This window comes from Streptomyces sp. NPDC050549 (assembly GCF_040655035.1).
GTDB lineage: Bacteria > Actinomycetota > Actinomycetes > Streptomycetales > Streptomycetaceae > Streptomyces.
This window is the reverse complement of record NZ_JBFAJD010000045.1, coordinates 34,076-55,880: the sequence shown is the minus strand read 5'-3', so window position 1 is coordinate 55,880 and position 21,805 is coordinate 34,076. Positions and strand designations below refer to the sequence as shown.

Below are 21,805 nucleotides of genomic sequence, written 5' to 3'. Positions count from 1 at the left end.
CCGCCGACGGCAGGTCGAGCGGGGGCGTCGCGCGGCCCGTTGGCGTGGCGGTGAAGACGGTGACAAAGCGGCGGGGGGACTCCTCGCGACGGGCGGACGGCCGGTCTTGGGGCACCGGCCACATCGGTGGGACGAGGACCGGCCTGGTCCTGAGTGAGGTGAAGCGATATCAGTTCACCCGGTGTGCGAGGCGGGCGCGGGCATGACGGGCACCTACCGCGCCGCCAGGAACCGCACCCCCGGCGTCCGGGCAGACAGCTTGTCGACTCTCTTCCGCACTTTTCCGCTCTTTTCCGGAGGGCTTGGTCCTCGGCGTGGAGATTCGCGGTAACCGCCGCCAGTGCACCTGGGACGCGCGCACGACCGTCTCCTCACCCAGCGGCGTCAGCCGCACCAGCTTTCCGCGCCGGTCGTCGGGGGAGTCCGCGCGCGTCACGAAACCCGCCGCCTCCATGCGATCCACCACCCGGGTGGCACCACCGGTGGTCAGAACCTGCTCCTGGGCGATGGCCCGCATCGAAAGCCCCGGCTCACCCGCACGCCCGAGGATCAGCGGCACCTCGAAGACCAGATGGCTGATGCCGCACTCCGCCTCCAGCGCCCGGCCGAGGATGTACTCCAGCCGGTTCGCCGCCCCCTGCAGCCGCCCGAACGCCAGGATGAGCTCGTGGTCGGCAGCCTCCTTCGCCGTCTTGATCTCCGCTTCATCACCCACGGCCACACCGCCCCCTCGTCGTCCCGACACCACCGTACCGATCACGTAGGGACAGGCAGGACAGCCGAGTCGGCTGGACCAGTCTCGCGACAACAGCCCCATACATTCCCACAGCGCCGTAACGTCGGGGCAGCATCCGCGAGTCCGCCAACACCGATGCGTCCCGGGGTGAACAGGAGGCTGGCCGGCGGGACGGGGCAGTGTGGCGAGGCGACGAAAGGCTACGGCGAGTTCGTTTCTCCGGGGCCAGGTCGCTGATATCCGCAAGCCCAGGCGTCGGCTGCCGCGGGTGCGGCGTGCCGCGACGTGCAGCAGCCGGTAGCGGAGCTTCTTCGGCTCGGCGGTGGCGAGTTCGCCGTCCAGCAGCAGCAGGACACGGGTCCAGGCCAGGAGGTCGATCGCAGCGGGGCTGAGTTCGAGCCGGACGGCGTTGACGTTGACGTCGCGGGAGGGGAAGCGGCCGAAGCCGGTGCTCTTGCCGTACCGGATGTGGTCCTCGACGCATGCGTGGCCGCGGTGGCGGACCTCCAGGAACTGGGCGGAGCCGCCGCCGGTGTATGGGGTGTCGGTGAGGAATACTCGGTGCCGCAGGCCCTCGTCGTGGTCGAGCAGGGTCAACTGGGCTCCTGGGCGCGGGCGTTCGCGTCGCCCGATGATGCGGGTGCCTGCTGGATGGCCGTCCGGGTTGGCCATGCCGGTCAGGTCGGCGACTTCGGCCCCGGCTCGCAGTGTCCCGTCCTGGTTCAGGGCGGGGTGCCAGAGGCGGTCGGGCATGGCCCGGACAGCGCGCCGGACCGGCTCGGTGATGGCGTATCCGACCGAGAAGAAGGTACGGATGCCTCGTTTGCGCAGGTCGCGGACGTGGGTGAGGAAGGCTTTCGCGGATCCGGCGCTGTCGGTGCGGATGAGGATGTCGGTGCCGTGGCGGTGGGCGTCGGGGATCTGCGCGAGTGCCTGGCCGGGCACGGTGATGTGGTCGCTTGCGGTGTTGGCGCCGGCGTTCCCGGGCCGCAGCCGGCCCGACAGTGCCTCGCCGGTGGTGGCCGGGAAGCACAGCAGCGGGTGGAAGCCGAAGCCGCCCTTGTAGGTGGGTGCGGCCTGCTGTTTCTCGGAGTGGCAGGTGACCAGCGTGGCGTCGAGGTCCAGGACCAGACCGGGCAGCGTGCGCCCCGCGGCCCGGGCTTCGGGTATGCCCCGCCCTGTTCGGCGGCCTGTGGCCGGGCGGCTTCCCGGGCCGTGGCGCGGGCCGGGGCCAGCGAGGCGAGGGCGGTCTCGTCAACGTCGGCCAGCAGTCGCCAGGCCGTCGGTGTCGAGGCGACGGGGCCGAACACCCCAGCCTGGTCCCGCAGCACGGCCAGGTCCGCGATGGCCTCGCCGTCGGCGAGCATCACTGCCAGGTCGGTGGCGATCCTGCCCGGGTCATGGCCGCTCCCGCGCGGCCGAAGCGACCGTAAGGCGGTCGAGTACGCGGCGCTCAGCCCGGTGGCATCCGCAAGCTCGGCCAGCAGTCGTGTCCCGGCATGCCCGACCACCCCCGAACCATCGGCACCGACATGGACCTTGGGACGCAACCCGATACCCTGCACGTAGAAAGTGCCCTCCGCCTGGACCGGCAGAACCCCTCAGCAAGGTTCATCGTCCCAGGTCAGGGAGGCACTTTCGCGTTTCCGCCTCAACAACCGCCGTATCCAAGCGAAACGGCGAGGCTAGGCCTCTGCCCGAACTGCCACGTCCTCTTCGACGTCGGCACATACGTCCTGAGCGACGACCTCACCATCGTCGACACCATCAAGGACCGCCGGGAAGCCGAAGGCGGCGATGCCCTCCTCGGCGACATGTTCAAAGCCACGTGCAACCCGCGCGCTCTTCCGGGGGTGTTACTCACGGAAGCTCGCGCTCACCGACCGGAGCGCGGAGAACGACATGAAGGAAACGGGGAAGCCGGGGTGTGCGTATGACCAGCCCTTGTACGCCTGCCGCCTCTGGGCGGAAGGCTGCGGACAGAACGGACCGGGAGGTGGCCGACAGGATGAGAACGGGCCGGGAGGAGAACCCACCCGAGGCGGACGCCGACGTGGGGGACTTCGAAACGTACGCAACCGCCCGCTGGTCGTGGATGCTTCGCTTCGCCTATCTGCTGACCCACGGCGACCACCACGAGGCGGAGGATCTCGTCCAGACCACACTCGCCAAGGTGTACCTGCGCTGGGATCACATACGCACCCTCGGAGCGCCCGACCGTTACGTCCGTCGCGCGTTGATCAACAACAACACCACGCGACAACGTAGACGACGGGTCGTACAGCTCCTCACCCCGCACCTGACCGAGCCGGCCACACTCGCCGACCACGACAGCTACGACACCCGCACCGAACTCCTCGCCGCGCTCGCCACCCTCCCGCCCCGCCAGCGCGCCGTCGTCGTGTTGCGCTACTGGGAGTGCCTGGGAGAGCAGGAGACGGCGGACATCCTCGGCTGCTCGGCCGGCACCGTGAAGAGCCAGGCGAGCCGAGCCCTGAAGAAACTGCGCGGCTGTGCTGTCCTGTCCGACTACGCCGCGACAGCGGCACAAAGCTGAGGGGGAAAGGGCCCACACGATGACGACCGACATGTCACCGCAGCCGCCGGTACCCGAACTGTGGCAGGCACTCGACGACGCCGCGCACGGCTGCGCCCCACCGTCGTTCCCGCACGAACGGATCATGCAGCGGAGCCGCACCATCGCACGACGACGTCGGTGGGCGGCGGCCACTCTCGGCGCGGCCCTGCTGGTACCCGTGGGGATCGAGATCGCGGCCCTGTCCCAGCCGACGGCCTCGCACAGCGTCACCAGTACGGACCCCACACCCGCGCACTCCCCCACCCGGCCCGCGTCGCCGAGCCCCCGGACGGAGGTGCGGATCGTAAGCCCCGGGGAGAAGGTCCAGGCCGGACTCGGCGTCTGGTACCTGCTGAAGCCCAGGGAGTTCTGCGACGCGACCCCCGGTCACGACAAGCCCATCTGCGTGGGCTACCTCGACGTCAACCAGCCGGGCGCAGTGCCGATGACCATGAACGTGCACCCGCTCGCCCAAGGCACCGTGTACATCCTCGCCTATACCGGTAAGACCCCTGCCGCCAGGATCACCATGACGCTCAAGGGCCGGACCACCGAACTCCCCATCGTGCGGCTGGACGGACGGCCGGCTTATGTGAGCACCTACGCGGTCGGGCCCCCCGGGAACATCTCGCAGACACAGAAGAGCACGGAACGGGCCAACCGTCCCGTCTTCCGAACGTACAGCACCGACGGCAAGGTGCTGGCAGAGATGTCGTCATTCTGAGGGGAGCCCGTCCCGGCGAGGCCCGCCCGGCTCAACCCGGGCGGGCCTCTCAGAAAAGGGAGACCACCCGGGGTTCCTCGCACGCCGGTTCGGCTTGCGGTGGACGGGATGTGCCCGAGCGGTACGGTCCGTGGCACACCCTGCACACACGCTTCCGCCGCTGAGCCACGGGTGGCTGCTGTACGGCTTGGCTGTCGGCCGGCGCGGCAGCGATCGGCGGTGGTATTCCAGAGCCGTCCACTCGCAGGGGAGATCCGCAACTCATGACAGGTCCGGTCCGTCGGCGCCGAGGATGGCATCCGGGACGCGCTCACGAATCCTGAAGCGTTGCGGCTTCCTAACGATCGCGATGTGTGCAGGGCCAGTGCGGCCTACAGCTGACTGCAGGACGGACGATCCGCCGCCAGCGCACCGCGGATTCAGGCTCCTCCATCCAACGCTCCCGTCGAATCGGCAGCGCAGGACTCAACCGAAACGACGACCGGAATGACGCAGACCGCCGCCGGGTCAGCCGTCGAGGCCGAGCCGGGCAGCCCCGGACAGCAACCTGGCCCCAGTCAGCCGACTCGCCCAGCCGTCGTCGCCCCCGAAAGAGGGACGCAATCAGCCGGTGAGCCAGTGAAGTTGTTGACGCCGACGGAGGTCTCGGCTCCTGAGCCCACACAATCCACGCAGCAGGGCCCGTCCCACATCACGTCGACGGCTGCTGCTGCAGCCCTGTCCGCCGAGGTGGCGGTACGCTCGACGGCTCCTACGAGGGCAGGTCCTACGGTGTTCCCGGTGGGGACCGATGGTCCGGGGTCTCACCAGGAACAGGAAGCGCAGTCGTATGAAGCGCCCAGCGAGGGAACGCCGTACGCCCACGGTCCCGGCCGTCCGAAGGACATCCCCGAGGCCGCCGTGGTTCTCAACCAGCGCATCGTCGCGCGCGAGAGCCTCGACTCGTCGGTCCCCGCCGCGCTGAAGCTGAAGAAGCGGATCAAGCGCTTCGCACTGGACAGCGAACTCGATCATCTGCCGATCGGTGACATCGTCGCGGCCGCACTGGACGAGTGGCTCACCGCGCGCGGCTTCTGAGAGGACGTCCTGCTTGAAGAAGCGATAGTTCATGGGTTGTGCCAGGTTATGACTGTTTCACCCGTCGCTCGTTTTGCGAGGTTGGAGATCATCGCGAGGCGGATCATGCTCTCGGAGTGCGCCGGTTTGGTCTCGTAGTCGCGGGCGAGGCGACGGTGCATCATGATCCACCCGAAACTCCGCTCCACGACCCAGCGCCGCGGGATCACGGAAAAGCCTTTGACCTGCTCGTTCCGTGGGACGACGTCGATGCCGAGCGAGGCGCCGTGCTCGATGGCCTTCTTCTTGTATCCGGTGTCGACCCACGCCTTGCTGATGGTGGGGTGGTCGGCGGCGACGCGGGTGAGGAGCTGGATACCGGCCGCGTTGTCCGAGACGCTGGCGGCGGTCACCATGACCAGCAGTAACAGGCCGAGAGTGTCGACGACGATGCTGCGCTTCCTGCCGACACCATCGGTCTCATCCTCACCGTGACCGTCACCGCCGCCAGCCTCTCGGAAAACGCCCTGGGAATACGCCCCCTCGACCAGGCGAAGGAGAAGTACCCAACCATCTCCAAGAGTTGGCACCGGCTTCAAAAATGCCGTCACCGAACACGGCGCTCGCCTCGGAATCGACGTCGAAGTAGTCAACAGAAACCCGGATAAGCACGGATTTCACGTCGTGAAGAGGCGCTGGGTAGTAGAGCGAAGCATTGGTTGGATCATGATGCACCGCCGCCTCGCCCGCGACTACGAGACCCTCACTGCCAGCTCCGAAGCCATGATCCACATCGCCTCGATCGGCAACCTCGCCAAACGCATAACGGACGAGGCCACGCCAACCTGGCGAGGAACCTACTAGGGCATACAGGGCAATACGTCTAGATCAAATACCCTCTCAGAGCTTCATCGCTCGATCCACCCGAACGCCAAGCAGCCGCAGAGCGGCACGAGGAACGCAGCACGGCACAAGCGGAAGCGGAAGCGGTAGGGACAATTAGGAACAGCCGCCCCCACAACAGCCAACCCGCCCAGCCCCAGCCGCTAAATGGCAGCCACTTGGTCACCTCATGACAGCAGATCAACCCGCGCTCACAGCGCATGACCAGGCAATCAACAACCGAACACGGCTGACGCACAACCGCTGCCGCCAACACGCCCACGCCCCGGCGGCCCGGCTGCGGGTGCGGGAAGTCGAACTCGCCGGGGCGATCGTCACGCACAAGCACTGGAGCGAGGTCTCCCCAGCCGAGATCCTCGCGGCCCGTGACGCCCTCAAGCACCACCACGAGCACCAGGTGGAGACCCCGGCCGGCTAGCCGGGGCACACCGACGGCGCGGCGCTCAGGCTGTCACGAACGCTGCCCCTGCCATGTCATCGTGCGTACGGCCGTCCTGATGCCGCCGTGGCTTCGTAGGCTGCCCCGTGTGACGGATCAACTGCAGGGCCTGGCCGGTGAACTGGCGGACGACTACGTACACGGCCGGTGGCGCCCAGAGGCCACCGAGGAACACCGCGCCCGCATCCTGTCCGCGCAGGCGAGCGCCGACGGCGGCCTGGACGGCCTCGCCGCCGGCGGCGAGCTGACGGCCGAATCCATACAGCAGATGCTGCGCCCGCACCCGGAGCTCGGCTCCTGGCGGCTGGCCCCGGTCCTGCGCGCCTACCCGGACAGCAGCCCCGAAACCCAGGCACTCGTACGTGACCTGCTGGACGCGATCGCCGTCACCGGCTTCCCGCTGCTCCCGCCCCGTACGCTGCGCTACATCGAATCCCCCGCCCCGTACGACGGAAGTGCTCCGTCGGTTTTCCTGGGCGGCGGCATCACCGGCTGCCCCGACTGGCAGCTGCGCGCCGTGCTCCAGCTGGACACGATCGGCTCCCCCGCCGTCGTCCTCAACCCCCGCCGCGCCTTCTTCCCCCTCGGACAGCCGGACGCGACCCGCGAACAGACCACCTGGGAGTACCACCACCTCCGTCTCGCCGACGTGATCCTGTTCTGGTTCTGCGCCGAAGCCGTCCAGCCGATCGCCCTGTACGAACTCGGAGCCCACGCCGCCCGCGGCACCCGCCTCGCCGTCGGCACGCACCCCGGCTACCCGCGACGCCTGGACGTCCTGGAGCAACTGCGGCTGGCCCGCCCCGAGGTGAGCGTCCACGACTCCCTCCACGCCACGGTCCGCGCAGCCGCCGCACTGCTGCCGGCCACCCCCACCCGCACCTGACCCCCGGCAGGCACACGGTTCCGCCCCGTCGCGGCGTGTACGCGGTCGGGTGACATCCCCACCAGGGCGCAACCCCAGCCGGTGCCGGGCCGTCGTCCACGGCATGAGACCGATCCCGAACACACACATCGCGGAACGCGGTCTGGTCGTCGACGTCACCGCCGACGACGACCAGACCGCGTTCGCGGTCCAGGAACTGCTTGCCGGACGGTGGGCGACCGCAGAGGCGGGCGTACGACGCGCGAACCCGGCGTACGGCTGCGGCTCTTCCTGGACATCCCCCAGGACACCGGAACGTAGCAGCAGTCTGTGCGCCGGCCTTCCTCGTGCCGGGCGGCGGAACGGCTCATAGGCGGGAGGCGCTCGGGGCACGACGCGGAGGTCAGCCATGCCGAGAACCATCTGATCCAGCGCCATCAGCTTCGGCCTGGTCACGGTGCCGATCCACGTGGTGAGCGCAACCGAGGACCACAGCATCCGCTTCCACCAGTATCACCTGGAGGACATGGGCCGGGTGCGGGTGCGGAAGGTGTGCGAGGTCGAGGATCGAGAAGTTCCGGCCTCGGAGATCGGCAAAGGGTACGAGCTGTCCAAGACGCAGATCGTCGCGGTCACTGAAGTTTCCCCAAGGCCGGGTAGTTAGCGTTTCCGCAGGTCATGCAAGCCCGCTGGGGAAGTCCCGACGCGGAGCAACGGAGCTCGTTGGTACAGGCAGTCGACCAAGACAGCTTGTATCCGAGGAGCTCCGTTGCCGTTTCATCATGTCCCGCAGACTCCTGTGATGGCCATCACCCGTACGGCTACCGTGGCCGCCGGGAGGTTCGCTGCCGGGCACCTGGGCGGCCTGACCCCGTTTCTGCCCTTCGAGTTGGTGGATGCCGTTCTGGCGGAGACCAGGGCGGTCCAGCAGCGGCTGCGGGACCTGCCGTCACGGGTCGGGGTGTACTTCCTGGTGGCGATGTGCCTGTTCCCGGAGGTCGGATACCGGCTGGTGTGGGACAAGTTGACGTCCGCGACCGGCGGCGTCTGGCCGGCCCCCAGCGCGAAGGGCCTGCGCGATCTTCGGCGCCGGGTGGGCTGCGCTCCGATGAAGGCCCTGTTCGAGGTGGTGTCCGGAGCACTGGCTCAACCCCCTACGCCGGGCGTGCACTTCGGCCCTTATCGCACGGTCTCCTTCGACGGCTGCAGCTCGATCAAGACCCCAGACAGCGAGCGCAACCGGGGCCGGCTGGGGCGGTGCCCGCACGGCGGCTATCCCCAGATCGAGTTGATGACGCTGGTCGAGACCGGGACCCGCTCCGTGATCGGCGCGGTGTTCGGACCCACCCGGGAGGGCGAAACCTCCTACGCCACCCGCCTGTTGCATCATCTGGGCCCTGAGATGCTGGTGCTGTGGGACCGGGGCTTCGACAGCAACGACTTCCTCGCCGCCGTGCACGCCACCGGCGCCCGCGTCGTGGGCCGTATCCGACAGCGCCGCCGCCCGCCGGTCCTGCAACCTCTCGCCGACTCCTCGTATCTCTCGGTCATCGGCGGTGTTGCCGTGCGCATCATCGAGGCCAAGGTGCACGTCGCCTGCACGGACGGCAGAGGCTTCGACGGCTCCTACCGGCTGGTGACCACCCTGCTGGACGCCCAGCGGTATCCCGCCGACCGTCTCGTGCGCCTCTATCACGAGCGCTGGGAACACGAGAGCGCCTACTACGCCCTGCGTCACACCATCCTGAACGGGCGGGTCCTGCGCTCCCACGACCCCATCGGCGTCGAGCAGGAGATGTGGGCCCTGCTGGTCCTCTACCAGCTGCTTCGCCGGGCCATGGTCGAGGCGGCGGAGTCGCGGCCGGGCACCGACCCCGACCGCTGCGGCTTCACGATTGCTCTCCATACCGCCCGCGACCTGCTGGTACGTGCGGAAGAAGTCTTCGAGCAGGGCATCGGGGCGATCGGCCGGCGGGTCCTGTCGGAGCTGGCATCGCCGCGCCGGCCCCGCGTCAGTACCCGGAAGGTGAAATCGCCCATCTCGCGCTATGCGGAAAGGAAGATGGACGGCCGCCCCGACCAGAGCCTGACCGTGACCTCCGTGACGATCGCTCTCCTGCAACCCCCGCCCCCTCGCCCCGCCCTGCCGGCCACCACGGTCCCTGAATACGTCGGCCCCGGCCAGATCAGCAACCGCACGACCCGCGTCCTCACGGTTCTGCAGGCAGAGCCCCAGCGGCAGTGGCGGGCCAGAGAGATCGCCGAACTCCTCGGCGACGTCACCCTGATCGCCACCTATCGGCAACTCGCCCGCTGGACCGAAAGAGGGCTGATCAAGAGGGTTCGCACCGGCCGCTACGCGGCAGCCACTCCAACGAGGACCGCCACCTTGCATGACCTGCGGAAACGCTAACTACCCGGCCTTGGAAGTTTCCCCGTGATCTTGGACACTCGTCTGTTATGCCGCGAGGGCGTGGGGATGCCGCTGCCTGGTCTCGGCCGGGGTGAGGTAGCCGAAGGTCTTGTGCTTGCGCAGGCGGCGGCGGTTGCAGAAGGTCTCGATGAAGACACAGACCTCGGCTCGGGCGGTGGCCCGGTCGGGCCAGATGCGGGTGCCGATCTCTTCCTTGAGCAGGGCCCAGAAACTCTCCGCGGCCGCGTTGTCGAAGCGTGATCCGGTACGTCCGCAGCTGTTCCGCAGTCCCAACTCCCTTATTCGGTCGCAGAATTGGGTCGATGTGTATTTGCTGCCGCGGTCACTGTGGATCACGCGGTCGGGCTCCAGGTTCCCTCGGCCGTGGGCCATGTCGAGGGCGTCCACGACGAGTTCGGCGCGGTGGTGATCGGCCATGGCGTGACCGGCGACCTCGCGGGTGGCCAGGTCCAGCCGGCAGGCGAGGTAGAGCCGGCCCTCGGCGGTGGGCAGGTAGGTGATGTCGCCGACCAGCTTGATCCCGGGCCGCTCGGCGTGGAAGTCGCGGCCGGTCAGGTCAGGGGCGGGCTGCGCCTTCTTGTCGGGCCGGGTCAACGAGCGGCGTTTGCGCCGGGTGACGCCTCGGATGTCGTGCTCGCGCATCACGCGGGCGATGCGCTTACGGTTCACCCGCCGCCCCGGACGCCGCAGTTCGGCGTGGATGCGCGGGACACCGTAGGTGCGGCGGGAGGCGACGTGCAGCACCGTGATCTCGTGCGCGAGCGCGTCGTCGGCGGCCTGCCAGGCATGGCGGGCGGCCTCGCCCTCGCGCCACGCGTAGTAGGAGGAGCGGGCGACGTTCAGCACCCGGCACAACAGAACGATCGGGTAGTTCGCCTTCTCCGCATGGATGAACCGGCACAACTCGCTCACCGGTCGTTGTCCTTCACCAAGAAGGCGGTCGCTTTTTTCAGGATCTCGATCGTCTGCTGCTGCTCGTGGTTCTCCCTCCGCAGCCGCTTGAGCTCCTCGCGCTCGGCACTGCTCAATTCGCCGGCAGTGCCCTCGCCCTGCTCCGCCTTCGCCTTGCGGTACCAGCCGCGCAGGGACTCGGAGCTGATGCCCAGTTCCCGGGCGACCGCCGTGACCGTCTTGCCCGAGGAGTCGACGAGCGCGATCGCGTCCCGCTTGAACTCCTCGGTGTACCGCTTCGTGTACTTGTCTCCCACCTGGTGCTACTTCCTCTGGAACCTCAGATCCCAGTCTCCAGGTGTCCACGATCAAGGGGAAGATTCAACTCCGGCCGAGCCCCCATCGGCCCTCATCCCACCATCCAGGGGCCCACCAGAGGCTGCGAATGTCCACGCCGGCAGGCCGTCACGCATGCGCTCCGCGTCGACCCGGATCATGGCACCTACACCCTGCTCACCGAGCCATTCCAGGATGAGCATCGTCGCGTCCTCGACGCCGCTGTCCAGATCCACCTTGGGCCGCCGCCCCATCCCCTTGGCCATGGCCACAACCCTACTCAGGGGCTGGATTGGCCTTGCCGCACGCTTCCAGGCAGCCTGGACCATAAAGAACAAGCTGAGAGAGGTTCCTCAGCTTTAGGATCGTGCGCATGAGCGATGTCTATCCGTTCTTGGCGGTCAACGACGTCGACGCCGCAGTCGTGTTCTATGCGGAGGCGTTTGGCGCCATCGAGGTTGGCGAGCGAGTGCGTGCTCCTGATGGGCCGCAAGTGGCACTCCTCTCAATCGCAGGTCATCGCCTCGGCGTGGCGACCGAGGCGCCAGAGCTCGGTACGCCGAGTCCGCAGACGCTGGGTGCGACTACGGTACGGATCTCCCTCGACGTCGATGATCCCGACGTGGTTGCAGCACGGGCAGTCGCTGCCGGCGCGCGCGAGATGTTCGCGGTCGCTGACCAGCCGTACGGGATGCGCCAAGGCCGCGTGGTCGACCCGTTCGGCCACCACTGGCTCATCGGCCGCCACCTCTGAGTGCCCGTGAAACAGGCGGTCTTGGGGCGGGTTCTCGGCGGCGCGTTGTCAGTGGCCGAGGGCATACTCACGGCATGGATCACTCTTCGCGCGCCGTTTCTGGTTCAACACGAAAGCCTTCAGGCTGGGTGGAGTCGCTTGGCGGCCCGCTGATCGTCGTGCCCGTGTCTGTGCTGGCCGAATGGGGTGGCTGTTCGGAGAACTGGGGTGAGGAACCAGGCATTGTGGAGGACTACGACCGCGCCTGCGCGGTCGAGGGCTGGGCCGGACTGCTTGATGTCGGCGGCAGCGGTGCCCGGGCTCTGGTCCTTGCGGATGAGCCCGCCACCAGCCGGTACCTGCCCGAGCGCCGGGTCTTTGTTCGCTGGCTCGCTGCTGACTCAGAGTCCGAGGTGCTTGCGGCTGCGGACACCGTCCTCGCCGATCGCGACATCGAGTGGGAGGACGTCGGCGTCTGGGAGACGGATGGGCCCGCCGTTCTCATGGACTCCACCACGCCGGGGGCCGAACTCGATGAGGAGTACCCCGACGGCGGCCAGCCGGAGCAGGCTTCCGTTGCGCTGCCTGCTGGCTGGTGGCGAGTCCGCGCGGTTCACACGACCAGCGAATTCCCTTGGGTCGGTGTGGTCCAGTTGCTGCCCGAAAGACCGTGAGACCGCGGCGAGGGTCAGGGCGTGGTCAGTGGGCGAGGAGGATGCGGCGTCTGAGGAGGGCGAAGCCGGCCCGGCCGTAGTGCTGGCGTTTGAGGAGCTCGACCGCGGTCTGCTTGGCCTGCTTGCCGGCGCGGACCAGCGCGACGGCACGTGCCCGGAACTCCGGAGGATAAGGGCGAGGCATGACTTCAGACTTCCGTGAAGGACTGTCAGTTAGCCACCAGAACTGGAACCCAGGACGTGGGGCAGGTCATCTGACCTGACCTGCATCAGACCCCAGCCATCAACGAGTGGCTGTGACCCTGCGATGTCACGTCAGGCTGCTCTACCTTCTTGATCGGGGTTGATCGAGCCATTCGTAGGGTTGGATCGCCCAGGGGTTCCGGGTGTGGCTATCAGGCTGCTGCCAGCTCGTGGCTTACGTCGCTTCGCCGCCCGGCGCCCCACGACGACTCGGCCGCCGATTAGGAAGTGCGAATCTGTCGCTGTGTAGAGCAATGCCGGCGAAGTCGTCCGTGGCACGAACAGCACGAACAAGCGGGTCAGGAGCATGATGAGCCGGATATGGGCGGGGATCGACAGCGGCAAGGGCCACCACCACGGCCTCGCACTGGATGCCGACGGCAAGACGCTCTTGTCGCGGCGGGTCGCCAACGACGAACCCGAGCTGCTGGAGCTGATCGGTGACGTCCTGGACCTGGCCGACGGCCGTCAGGTCACCTGGGCCATCGACATGACCGGCGGCGAGCCCGCGCTGTTGTTGGCGCTGCTGGTCAACCACGGCCAGGAAGTCCTGTACGTTCCCGGCCGCCTGGTGAACCGGGCGGCCGACGGCTACCGCGGCGAGGGCAAGACCGATGCCCGCGACGCCTACGTGATCGCCGACCAGGCCAGGATGCGCCGCGACCTGCGGCCCGTCCGTCCCGGCGACGAGGCCGCCATCGAGCTCAAGCTGCTGACCGGGCGCCGTGCAGATCTGGTCGAGGACCGCACTCGCTCGGTGAACCGCCTGCGCGGCACCCTGCTGAGCATGTTCCCGGCCCTGGAACGGGCCCTGGAGCTGACCAACACCGGCCCGCTCAAGCTGCTGACGGGCTACCAGACCCCGGCCGCGATCCGCCGCGCCGGCGCCGCACGGCTGACGAAGTGGCTGGCCAACCGCAAGGTCCGCAACGCGAGATCCCTGGCTGAAGCGGCGGTCGAGGCCGCCGAGCGCCAGCACACCGCCGTCCCCGGGGAGAAGACCACCGCAAAGCTGGTCCACACCCTGGCCGGGGAGGTGATGGCCCTCAACGAGCAGATCGCCGAGATCGACAAGCTCATCGAGGGCCGGTTTCGCGAGCACGAACTCGCTGACATCGTCCTGAGCGTCCCGGGCATCGGCACCGTCCTGGGTGCCGAGTTCGTCGCCGCTGTCGGCGGCAGCCTGGACGGCTTCGACTCCCCGGACGCCCTGGCGGCCTTCGCCGGCGTCGCCCCCGCACCTCGCGACTCCGGCAAGGTCAGCGGCAACCTCCACCGGCCGATCGCCTACCACCGAAGACTCCAGCGCGTCTTCTACACCTCTGCCCTGGTCAGCGTCCGCTGCGACCCGAACTCGCGGAAGTTCTACGACCGCAAACGTGCCGAGGCAAGAAGCACGTCCAGGCCGTGCTCGCCCTCGCCCGCCGACGCGTCAACGTCCTGTGGGCCCTAATCCGTGACCGACGGTGTTACGAAGCGACACCCCCAGCGGCTACAGCAGCTTGACAACAGCATTAGGAAGCGGCGTGCCACGGCGAGAAACTCCGCCCTGAACGGCTCCAGGCGCTCGGCCAGGCCCCCCTCGTCACGCTCCTGCCAGACCGCTTGATTGAGGGCGCGGGCGTAGGCGGTCGAGCGAGCGGCCCCAACTACTTGTAGCGATAGAGCTGTTGGAGGTGCAGGACGTCGGTCTGCCACAGCACGGACGGTACTGACACCAGGCGATCGTCACCGCCTCGCGGTGGACTTGAGGACCTCCGCGAGTGTGCTGAGCAGCCGGCCGGCGTCCTTGGTGTCGAAGACCAGTGGTGGGCGGATCTTCAGCACATTGCCGTTGGCGCCGGTCGCGGAGATCAGTACGCGGCGTTCGCGGAGGCCGTTGACGACGGCGGTCGCCAGGGCCGGGTCCGGGGACTTGGTGTCGCGGTCGCCGACGAGTTCCACGCCCAGGTACAGTCCCGCGCCGCGGACGTCGCCGATCGCCTCGTGCCTCTCGCCGAGCTCGGCCAGCCCCGCCCGGATGACGTCGCCGACCGTGCGGGCGTTGCGGAGCAGGTTCTCGTCCCGGATGACGTCGAAGGTCGCCTGTGCGGCGGCGATCGCGACCGGGTTGCCGCCGAAGGTGTTGAAGTAGCGCATGTCGTGGCCGAACTCGGCGACGGCGTCGTGGGTGACGGCGATGCCGGCGACCGGGTAGCCGTTGCCCATGGGCTTGCCCATGGTGACGACGTCGGGCGCGACGTGGTGGCGCTGGTAGCCCCACATCTGTTCGCCACTGCGCGCGAACCCGCACTGCACCTCGTCGGCGACGAACAGTCCCCCGGCCTCATGGACGGCTTCGACCGCAGGGCCGAGCAGATCGACCGGCTCGGCGTAGATCCCGTCGGAGCTGAACAGTGAGTCGACGACGAACGCCGCCACGCCTTCGCCGTGCCGTTCGAGATCACGGATCTGCGCGCGGACGTGATCGGCGAACCACTGCGCCATCCCCTCGCGTGGGATGCGGTAAGAGTCCGGTGTCGGTACCCGGCGCGCCCAGGTCCCCAGAGGGGCGTTGTCCCCGAGAGCGGGCGAGAAGGCCGCGGTCTGGTCCGAATTGCCGTGGTACGCCTCGGAGGTGACGATGACGCCCCGGTTTCCGGTGCGGTGCTTCGCGATCCGCAGGGCGAGGTCGTTGGCCTCCGAGCCGGTGCAGGTGAACATGGCGTGGCCGTCGCCGACCGGGCCGGTGAGGGTGGCCAGCAGGTCCTCGGCGTAGTCGAGGACGCCTTCCTGCAGATAGCGGGTGTGGGTGCACAGCGTCTGCATCTGTCGGTGCACGGCCTCGACGACGTGCGGGTGGGCGTGCCCGACGGAGACCACGTTGTTGTAGGCGTCGAGGTACTCGTTGCCCTCCTCGTCCCACAGCCGGCACCGCTCGCCGCGGACGAAGTGGACGGGCTCTTCGTAGAACAGCCGGTACGCCGGCCCTAGCAGTTTCGTACGGCGCTCGATCATCCTGCGGGAAGCCGGAGAGAGCCGCTGCGCGGCGGACGGGTCGAAGGCGTTGTTCATCTTCCCGCGCGGCTTGATGTCAGAGGTACTCATGATCGTCCTTGTTGTCGGGTACGGCGGCGTGCCGGTCACAGGAGGGCCGACGAGATCTCGTCCTGGGTGCGGTCCAGGAACCAGGCCAACTGCCCCCAGCCCTGCGCGGTGTTGCGCAGAATGTATGTGGTGTTGCCCGGGATCAGTGCCGCGCGGTGCAAGGTGATCAGCGCCCGTGCGACCACGCGGCCCATCACCAGGTGGGGGATGACCGCCAGTTCGGTCTCGGTGAGGTCGGCGAAGCGCAGGTACCCGTGCAGCACGTCACGGGCGTCGGTGAACAGGTCGTCCACCGGCCGCTGCGCGGCATCGCGCGGCAGCTGGTTGAGCAGTGCGGTCGAGACGTCCACCGCGATCGCGGTGTGCACGGCGTCGCCGAAGTCGATGATGCCGGTGACGAAAGCGGGGTCGTCGTGGTCCACGAGGATGTTGGACTTGCTGAAGTCGTTGTGCAGCAACTGGGTACGCAGGTCCGGCAGCACACGCTCGGCGACCTGCGTGAAGCGGGTGAACGCGGCGGTCAGCACCTTCCGCTGCGCGGGATCGGCAACCCGGCTGAGCAGCGGACGCAGGGCCGGGAGATGCCGGACGTCCCAGGCGCACAACCTGCCGTCCGCCGGATGACGGAAGCCGGCGGTGGCGTGGCGCAGCTTGGCCAGGACTTCCCCCACGCGTTGCCGCTCCCGTGGCGAGGACCCGGTCGAGTCCAGCGGTGTGCCAGCGGTGAAGGTCATCAGCCGTGCCAGGCGGTGCTGTCCGGCCTCGTCCCTGATCGGCACGAGGGCCCGGCCGTCGGCGGCGGGCAGCAGCGCGGGCACCGGGACGCCGTGGGGCGAGTCGTGGACGTGCTGCGTCAGCTCGGTCTCGAAGGCGACTTCGCCGGGGTCCTCGTTCGGGTGGGAGACCTTGACGACGAATCTCTCGCCGGTGGTCGTGTCGAGCCGGAAGGTGTCGTCCTTCTCGGTCGCCAGCCGGGTCGCGGTGGCGTCGAGGGACCAGCACTCGCGGACCAGAGCACTCACCTCGGTCTCGCTCATGACCACGTGTCCGGCGGCAAGACTGCCGGCGCCGAGGCCGAGCCGGTCGAGCATCTCGTCGGCAGTGGTGTTCGCAGCGCCGTCGATGTCATCGGAAACAGTAGGGGCCATGGGGTCCGTGCTCCTCGGTCGTCTTCCGGTACGGCAACAGGTGACGCGGTAGGTCCGGGCGGGGCGCTCTCGCGGACGGGAGTCCGCCCCGCCCGGACCGGATGGGGCGATCGGAGGGCTGGGCGGGTCAGCTGCTGGTGAAGATCACGTCGTGCCAGGACTTGTGCTGGTCGCCGGTGATCTCCGTCATGACGTGCTTGATGTTGGTGTACTCGTCGAAGGCGTACGCCGACATGTCCTTGCCGAAGCCGGACGCTTTGTAGCCGCCGTGCGGCATCTCGCTGATGATCGGGATGTGGTCGTTGATCCAGACGCAGCCTGCCTGCATCTCGCGGGTGGCGCGCCCGGCGCGGAAGACGTTGCTGGTCCAGGCCGAGGCGGCCAGCCCGTAGGGGGTGTCGTTGGCGAGCCGGATGGCGTCGTCGTCGGTGTCGAAGGGCAGGACGACCAGGACCGGGCCGAAGACCTCCTGCTGGACGATGGCGGAGTCCTGGGCGGCGTCGGTGATGAGGGTGGGTTCGTAGTAGGCGGCCTGTCCGAGCGGCCCGTCCGGGATCTTCCCGCCGCGCACGACGGTGGCCCCTGCCTCACGGGCGGCGTCGACCATGGCGGCGACCTTGTCGCGCTGCTTGAAGGAGATCAGGGAGCCCATGTCGGTGGCGGGGTCGTCGACCGGGCCCAGGCGTACGCCGTCCAGGAGTTCGGCGACCCGCTCGACGAACGCCCCGTACAACGGGCGCTGGACGTAGGCGCGGGTGGCGGCCGTGCAGTCCTGGCCCGCGTTGATGAGGGCTCCGGCCACGGCGCCGCGGGCGGCGGCCTCCACGTCGGCGTCGTCGAAAACCACGAACGGGGCCTTGCCGCCGAGTTCGAGATGGACTCGCTTGACCAACCCGGCTGCCTGGGAGGCGACCTGGCGGCCCACGGCGGTGGAGCCGGTGAAGGAGACCATGGCGACGTCGGGGTGGGTGACCAGGGCCTGGCCGGCGATCGGGCCGGTTCCGGTGACGATGTTGATGACGCCGTCGGGGATGCCGGCCTCCTCGGCCGCCTCGGCGAACATCACCGAGGTGAGCGGGGTGAGCTCGGAGGGCTTGAGGACGATGGTGTTGCCCGCTGCGATCGCCGGGAGGATCTTCCAGGCGCCCATCTGGAGGGGGTAGTTCCAGGGGGCGATGGAACCGATCACGCCGATGGGTTCGCGGCGGATGGCGGAGGTGTGGTCGGCGGAGTACTCGGCCGAGCCGCGGCCCTCCAGGTTGCGGGCCGCTCCGGCGAAGAACCGGACGTTGTCGATGGTGCCGGGGACGTCGAAGCCCTCGGTCAGCCTGATCGGCTTGCCCGCGTTGCGGCTCTCGACGCGGGCGAACTCCTCGGCGCGCGCGTCGAGCCGGTCCGCCCAGCGCAGCATCGCCTCGGAGCGCTCGGCCGGGGTCGCGCGCGACCACTCGCAGAACGCGGCGCGGGCGGCGGCCACCGCCTCGTCAACGTCCTCGGGGCCGGCCAGGATCTCGGTCGCCAGGACCTCGCCGGTGGCCGGGTTGGTCACCTCGTAGTGTTCGCCGGAGGTGCCGGAGCGGCGCTTGCCGGCGATGAACTGCAGTCCGGTGGTTTCCATCAGTTCTCCAGGTCGGTCCCGGCCGGCCCGGCGGGCGGGGAGGTCTGCTCGCCCCACAGGTCGCCGAGCGTGTAGCCGTGCGGGAAGGGGTCGGTCTCGTCCAGGACGTACTGGCTGAACGCGGTGATCCAGCCACGTCCGCTGATCGTCGGCAGCACGGCGTCGTACGGGCCGGCCCAGGTTTCGGACAGGAGCGTGCCGGTGAAGGTGGTGCCGATGATCGACTCGTGGACGAAGGCGGTGTTCAGGGCGAGTTCGCCGCGGGCGTGCAGGGCGGCCATGCGGCCGCTGGTGCCGGTGCCGCAGGGGGAGCGGTCCAGCGTGCCGGTCCAGGTCGCCGGATCGGCCAGGTTCACCTCGCCGTTGGGTACAACGACCGCGTTGCGGCCGGAGGCGCCGGGTGTCGGTGAGGGGCCGTGGATCATCGTCAGGGAGACCTGGTCGATGCCCGGGTTGTGGGGGTGGCTGACCGGGAACTGCTGCTGGGCGGCGGCCCGCAGCACCGCTCCGGCGCGGGTGAGCTGCTTGGCGGCGGACGGTTCGAGGCGGACGCCGAGATCCTCGGCTCTGGCCTGGACGAAGAACTGGCCGCCGAAGACGATGTCGACCGGGACCCGGCCGTATTCGGGCAGGTCCAGCTCGTGGTCGAGGGCCACTGCGAAGGCCGGGACGTTGGCGAAGGTGACCCGGGTGGCCTTGCCGCCCGACACCTCGGCGCGGACCCGGACCAGGCCGACCGCGGTGTCCACCGTGAGTTCGGTGACCGGCTCGCTCACCGGCACCGCGCCCGTCTCCACCAGGGCGGTGACCGCGCAGATCAGGTTGGAGCCCGACATGGGACGGAAGCCGCCCTGTTCCAGCACCACGATGCCGAAATCGGCTGACGGGTCGGCCGGGGGCAGCACCAGGACGCCGCACAGGGCCGGGTAGCCGCGCGGCTCCCGGAGGAGTAGCCGGCGCAGGTCGTCGAGGTGCTTCTCGCAGTACTGCAGCCGCTCGGCCATGGTGGCGCCCTTGACGTGCAGATGGCTGCCGATCAGCACACGTCCGGGCTCGCCTTCGGCATGGACGTCGATGGCGTGGATGCGGCGGTGCTTGGTCATCCGGCGGCCACCGGGTCCTCGACGGTCTCGACGCCGGCCGCGACGAGCAGGTCGCGGAACTCCGCGCGGTGCTCGGGGGCCAGGGGCAGGACCGGCAGGCGGGTGGGGCCGGCGCTCACGCCGACGAGGTCGAGGCCCGTCTTGATGGCCGCGCAGTAGTTGTGGGACTCCAGGAACCGGCAGATCGGGAAGATCTTCGTCCACAGCTCTCGCCCGGCCTGCAGGTCGCCGCGGACCACGAGGGCGTCGTACAGGTCCGCGCACAGGCGCGGGATGACGCTTGCCGCGCCCCAGACGCCGGCCTTGGCACCGCTGGCAAGGGCGGCGAAGGTGAGGGTGTCCCAGCCGTTGAGCGCGGTGATGTCCAGCGAGTGCTGCTGCTGGACGGCGGAGAACCAGGCGAAGTCGCCGCCGGTGTCCTTGTAGGAGGTCACCGCGGTCTCACGGGCGAGCTGGGCGAGCTCCTCGGGGGTGAGCTGGACGCCGGAGACCGAGGGCAGGTTGTAGTACATGATCGGGATGTCGATGGCCTCGGACACGGTGCCGAAGAAGCGCCGCAGTTCGTCGAAGGAGGGGCTGTCGTAGAACGGCGGGACGATCATCACAGCGGCCGCGCCGGCCTTCTCGGCGTAGACGCTCATCTCCACGGTCGCGGCTGTGCTGAGCGCGGCGGTTCCCACGATCACCGGGACGCGCCCGGCGGCGCCCGCGATGTACAGGTCGCTGACGTGCTTGCGCTCGTCGGCGGTCAGCGTGGTGAATTCGCCGGTGCTGCCGCCGGCCACCAGGCCCGTCACGCCGCCGCCGATGATGTGGTCGGCCTGGCGCTTGACGCCGGCCGCGTCGACGGCGGAAGCATCGGCGGTCAGCGGGGTGACGACGGCGGCGAGGATGCCGGTGAGCTGCGTGGCACTCATGGTTGATCTCCTGAAGGTCGCGGAGGACAGGATGCGGGGTGGGGATGGCGCTGAGGGATCGAGTGAGGCTCAGCGCCGGGTGAAGCGGTTCGGGGTGAGGGTCTCGGCGACGGCGTTCAGCCGCCCCTGGGTGATGGCCTCGGTGATGATCTCGGCGGTGGCCGGGGCGAGGGTGAGCCCGAGCATGCCGTGGCCCGAAGCGACGTAGACGTTCGGCAGGGGATCGAGACGGCCGATGATCGGCAGCCCGTCGGGGGTCATGGGGCGCAGCCCCGCCCAGGGGGCGGTTTCTCCCGGCGGGTTGTCCCAGCCGGTGAGGGAGTCGGCCGCGGCCTGCCTGATGGCGGCGACCCGGCGGGGGTTGATGCTCTCCTCCAGGCCGCCGAACTCCATGGTGCCCGCCAGCCGCAGGAAGCCGTTCAGCGGGGTCACCGCGACGCGTGCGTCCTCCAGTGTGAGCGGCGTGCGCAGCGGCACCGGGGCGGGGGTGTAGTCGACGCTGTAGCCCTTGCCCGGCCGGATCGGCAGGGGGACCCCGAGCTGGGCGGTCATGCGGGCGGTCCACACGCCGCCGGTCAGCAGCAGGTTGTCGCCCCGGTACTCACCCTTGTCGGTGACGACACCGGTGACGGCGTCGCCCTGGCGCAGGAAGCGTTGTACGGGGGTGTGCTCATGGATCTCGACGCCGAGTTCCGTACATCGCTTGAGCAGGCCCTGGGTGAGGGAGTCGGGCTCGACCTGGCGGTCGTCCGGGAAGAACAGGCCGTGTTTGATACGGCTGCTGAGGACTGGTTCCTTGGCCTGCACGGCGTCTGCGTGCAGATGTTCGGCGATCAGGCCGAAGCTCTCGAAGATGTCGAGGGAGGCGAGCTGCTCCTCGTAGCGCTCCCGTGTCTCGAAGGCGAGCAGGACGCCGGCCTTGTGCATCTCGAAGGCGATGCCGTCCCGCGTCCAGTCGTCGAGGAGGTCCATGGTGCCCTCGGCGAGACGCAGGGTCGTTTCCAGACCGTGGCGGAAGTCATGGGCGGTGCAGTTCCGGGCCATGCTCAGCATGAACTTGATGAAGCCCGGGTTGAGCGAGGGCTTGACGTAGAGCGGGCTGTCCCGCTTCAGCATCCACTTGAGGGATTGCAGGATCACACCCGGAGCAGGGACCGGGCCGCTCTCCGCCAAGGCGATTTTTGCCGCGTTGCCGTGCGAGGCGGCCGAGCCCGCGCGCCGGGCGTCGAGAACGGTCACCTCGCAGCCGCTCTTGGCCAGCCGGTAGGCGGCGGCCAGACCGACGGCCCCGGCACCCACAACGATGGTCCGCATGGAGTC

General features: G+C 69.0%; 20 protein-coding genes and 6 pseudogenes. 13 read left to right on the top strand and 13 right to left on the bottom strand.

The features are described from left to right. Nucleotides 1–340: 340 nt before the first annotated feature. Together AB0I51_RS40950 and AB0I51_RS40945 are read right to left on the bottom strand one after the other, a co-directional pair. Nucleotides 341–715, bottom strand: a pseudogene (locus tag AB0I51_RS40950) (MarR family transcriptional regulator); the annotation flags it as partial. 183 nt (nt 716–898) lie between these two features. Next, nucleotides 899–2,301: pseudogene (locus tag AB0I51_RS40945) on the bottom strand (IS1380 family transposase); the annotation flags it as partial. Between AB0I51_RS40945 and AB0I51_RS40940 the strand changes: the two are divergent. From AB0I51_RS40940 to AB0I51_RS40925, 4 genes are all read left to right on the top strand, one after another. Continuing rightward, nucleotides 2,236–2,673 (top strand): hypothetical protein, encoded by a 438-nt coding sequence (locus tag AB0I51_RS40940; RefSeq protein ID WP_362983483.1) that lies wholly within the window; start codon nt 2,236–2,238, stop codon nt 2,671–2,673. The pseudogene AB0I51_RS40945 and the gene AB0I51_RS40940 overlap by 66 nt on opposite strands. Before the next feature lie 71 nt (nt 2,674–2,744). Beyond that, nucleotides 2,745–3,293, top strand: a complete 549-nt coding sequence (locus tag AB0I51_RS40935) for a SigE family RNA polymerase sigma factor (protein ID WP_362983465.1) — start codon at nt 2,745–2,747, stop codon at nt 3,291–3,293. Nucleotides 3,294–3,312: 19 nt separating this feature from the next. Beyond that, the gene (locus AB0I51_RS40930) at nt 3,313–4,038 is read left to right on the top strand and encodes a hypothetical protein (protein WP_362983464.1); all 726 of its coding nucleotides are present in this window, start codon (nt 3,313–3,315) and stop codon (nt 4,036–4,038) included. Between the two features lie 780 nt (nt 4,039–4,818). Continuing rightward, nucleotides 4,819–5,115 carry a hypothetical protein gene (locus AB0I51_RS40925; RefSeq protein WP_362983463.1) on the top strand — a complete coding sequence of 99 codons (297 nt, stop codon included), beginning with the start codon at nt 4,819–4,821 and terminating at the stop codon, nt 5,113–5,115. Between the two features lie 29 nt (nt 5,116–5,144). On the opposite strand, the pseudogene AB0I51_RS40920 reads toward AB0I51_RS40925, so the two are convergent. Further along, nucleotides 5,145–5,564, bottom strand: a pseudogene (locus AB0I51_RS40920) (transposase); the annotation flags it as partial. Here AB0I51_RS40920 and AB0I51_RS40915 point away from each other — a divergent pair. The 6 genes and pseudogenes from AB0I51_RS40915 to AB0I51_RS40890 form a co-directional block, all read left to right on the top strand. After that, nucleotides 5,562–5,958, top strand: a pseudogene (locus AB0I51_RS40915) (transposase); the annotation flags it as partial. The pseudogenes AB0I51_RS40920 and AB0I51_RS40915 sit on opposite strands and share 3 nt — an antisense overlap. Nucleotides 5,959–6,166: 208 nt before the next feature. Continuing rightward, on the top strand, nt 6,167–6,415 hold the full coding sequence (locus AB0I51_RS40910) for a hypothetical protein (RefSeq protein WP_362983462.1): 249 nt from the start codon (nt 6,167–6,169) through the stop codon (nt 6,413–6,415). A gap of 109 nt (nt 6,416–6,524) precedes the next feature. Then, nucleotides 6,525–7,322, top strand: coding sequence for a nucleoside 2-deoxyribosyltransferase domain-containing protein (locus AB0I51_RS40905; RefSeq protein ID WP_362983461.1), 798 nt, complete (start codon nt 6,525–6,527; stop codon nt 7,320–7,322). A gap of 103 nt (nt 7,323–7,425) precedes the next feature. Next, nucleotides 7,426–7,674: a DUF6207 family protein gene (locus AB0I51_RS40900; RefSeq protein WP_362983460.1), complete on the top strand. Its 249-nt coding sequence runs from the start codon at nt 7,426–7,428 to the stop codon at nt 7,672–7,674. 63 nt (nt 7,675–7,737) lie between these two features. Further along, nucleotides 7,738–7,938 (top strand): annotated as a pseudogene (locus AB0I51_RS40895) (Ku protein); the annotation flags it as partial. Between the two features lie 165 nt (nt 7,939–8,103). Beyond that, nucleotides 8,104–9,714 carry an IS4 family transposase gene (locus AB0I51_RS40890; RefSeq protein ID WP_362983459.1) on the top strand — a complete coding sequence of 537 codons (1,611 nt, stop codon included), beginning with the start codon at nt 8,104–8,106 and terminating at the stop codon, nt 9,712–9,714. Nucleotides 9,715–9,759: 45 nt separating this feature from the next. On the opposite strand, the gene AB0I51_RS40885 is transcribed toward AB0I51_RS40890, so the two are convergent. From AB0I51_RS40885 to AB0I51_RS40875, 3 genes are read right to left on the bottom strand one after another with little or no spacing between them, the layout of a single operon-like run. Further along, entirely contained in the window at nt 9,760–10,647 is an 888-nt protein-coding gene (locus AB0I51_RS40885) for an IS3 family transposase (protein WP_362983458.1), read from the bottom strand. Next, complete coding sequence (locus AB0I51_RS40880) at nt 10,644–10,943, bottom strand: transposase (RefSeq protein WP_362983457.1); 300 nt, start codon at nt 10,941–10,943, stop codon at nt 10,644–10,646. Before AB0I51_RS40880 ends, AB0I51_RS40885 begins: the two co-directional genes overlap by 4 nt. Before the next feature lie 51 nt (nt 10,944–10,994). After that, entirely contained in the window at nt 10,995–11,228 is a 234-nt protein-coding gene (locus AB0I51_RS40875; RefSeq protein WP_362983456.1) for a hypothetical protein, read from the bottom strand. 107 nt (nt 11,229–11,335) lie between these two features. Here AB0I51_RS40875 and AB0I51_RS40870 point away from each other — a divergent pair, with 107 nt between their 5' ends. Continuing rightward, nucleotides 11,336–11,716, top strand: a complete 381-nt coding sequence (locus AB0I51_RS40870) for a VOC family protein (RefSeq protein ID WP_362983455.1) — start codon at nt 11,336–11,338, stop codon at nt 11,714–11,716. Nucleotides 11,717–11,790: 74 nt separating this feature from the next. After that, on the top strand, nt 11,791–12,369 hold the full coding sequence (locus tag AB0I51_RS40865; protein WP_362983454.1) for an Imm21 family immunity protein: 579 nt from the start codon (nt 11,791–11,793) through the stop codon (nt 12,367–12,369). A 25-nt stretch (nt 12,370–12,394) separates the two neighbouring features. On the opposite strand, the gene AB0I51_RS40860 is transcribed toward AB0I51_RS40865, so the two are convergent. Then, nucleotides 12,395–12,553, bottom strand: a complete 159-nt coding sequence (locus AB0I51_RS40860; RefSeq protein WP_362983482.1) for a hypothetical protein — start codon at nt 12,551–12,553, stop codon at nt 12,395–12,397. A 366-nt stretch (nt 12,554–12,919) separates the two neighbouring features. Here AB0I51_RS40860 and AB0I51_RS40855 point away from each other — a divergent pair. Then, nucleotides 12,920–14,118 (top strand): annotated as a pseudogene (locus AB0I51_RS40855) (IS110 family transposase). A 222-nt stretch (nt 14,119–14,340) separates the two neighbouring features. On the opposite strand, the gene AB0I51_RS40850 reads toward AB0I51_RS40855, so the two are convergent. From AB0I51_RS40850 to AB0I51_RS40825, 6 genes are all read right to left on the bottom strand, one after another. Further along, a complete protein-coding gene (locus tag AB0I51_RS40850; protein WP_362983453.1) occupies nt 14,341–15,699 on the bottom strand; it encodes an aspartate aminotransferase family protein in 1,359 nt (452 codons plus the stop codon). Between the two features lie 35 nt (nt 15,700–15,734). Beyond that, on the bottom strand, nt 15,735–16,847 hold the full coding sequence (locus AB0I51_RS40845; protein ID WP_362983452.1) for a phosphotransferase: 1,113 nt from the start codon (nt 16,845–16,847) through the stop codon (nt 15,735–15,737). A 127-nt stretch (nt 16,848–16,974) separates the two neighbouring features. Further along, nucleotides 16,975–18,465 carry a gamma-aminobutyraldehyde dehydrogenase gene (locus AB0I51_RS40840; RefSeq protein ID WP_362983451.1) on the bottom strand — a complete coding sequence of 497 codons (1,491 nt, stop codon included), beginning with the start codon at nt 18,463–18,465 and terminating at the stop codon, nt 16,975–16,977. After that, a complete protein-coding gene (locus tag AB0I51_RS40835; protein ID WP_362983450.1) occupies nt 18,465–19,568 on the bottom strand; it encodes a proline racemase family protein in 1,104 nt (367 codons plus the stop codon). The genes AB0I51_RS40840 and AB0I51_RS40835 overlap by 1 nt, the downstream gene beginning before the upstream one ends. Continuing rightward, on the bottom strand, nt 19,565–20,485 hold the full coding sequence (locus AB0I51_RS40830) for a dihydrodipicolinate synthase family protein (protein ID WP_362983449.1): 921 nt from the start codon (nt 20,483–20,485) through the stop codon (nt 19,565–19,567). The genes AB0I51_RS40835 and AB0I51_RS40830 overlap by 4 nt, the downstream gene beginning before the upstream one ends. Before the next feature lie 69 nt (nt 20,486–20,554). Then, a complete protein-coding gene (locus AB0I51_RS40825; RefSeq protein WP_362983448.1) occupies nt 20,555–21,799 on the bottom strand; it encodes an FAD-dependent oxidoreductase in 1,245 nt (414 codons plus the stop codon). Nucleotides 21,800–21,805: the final 6 nt, after the last annotated feature.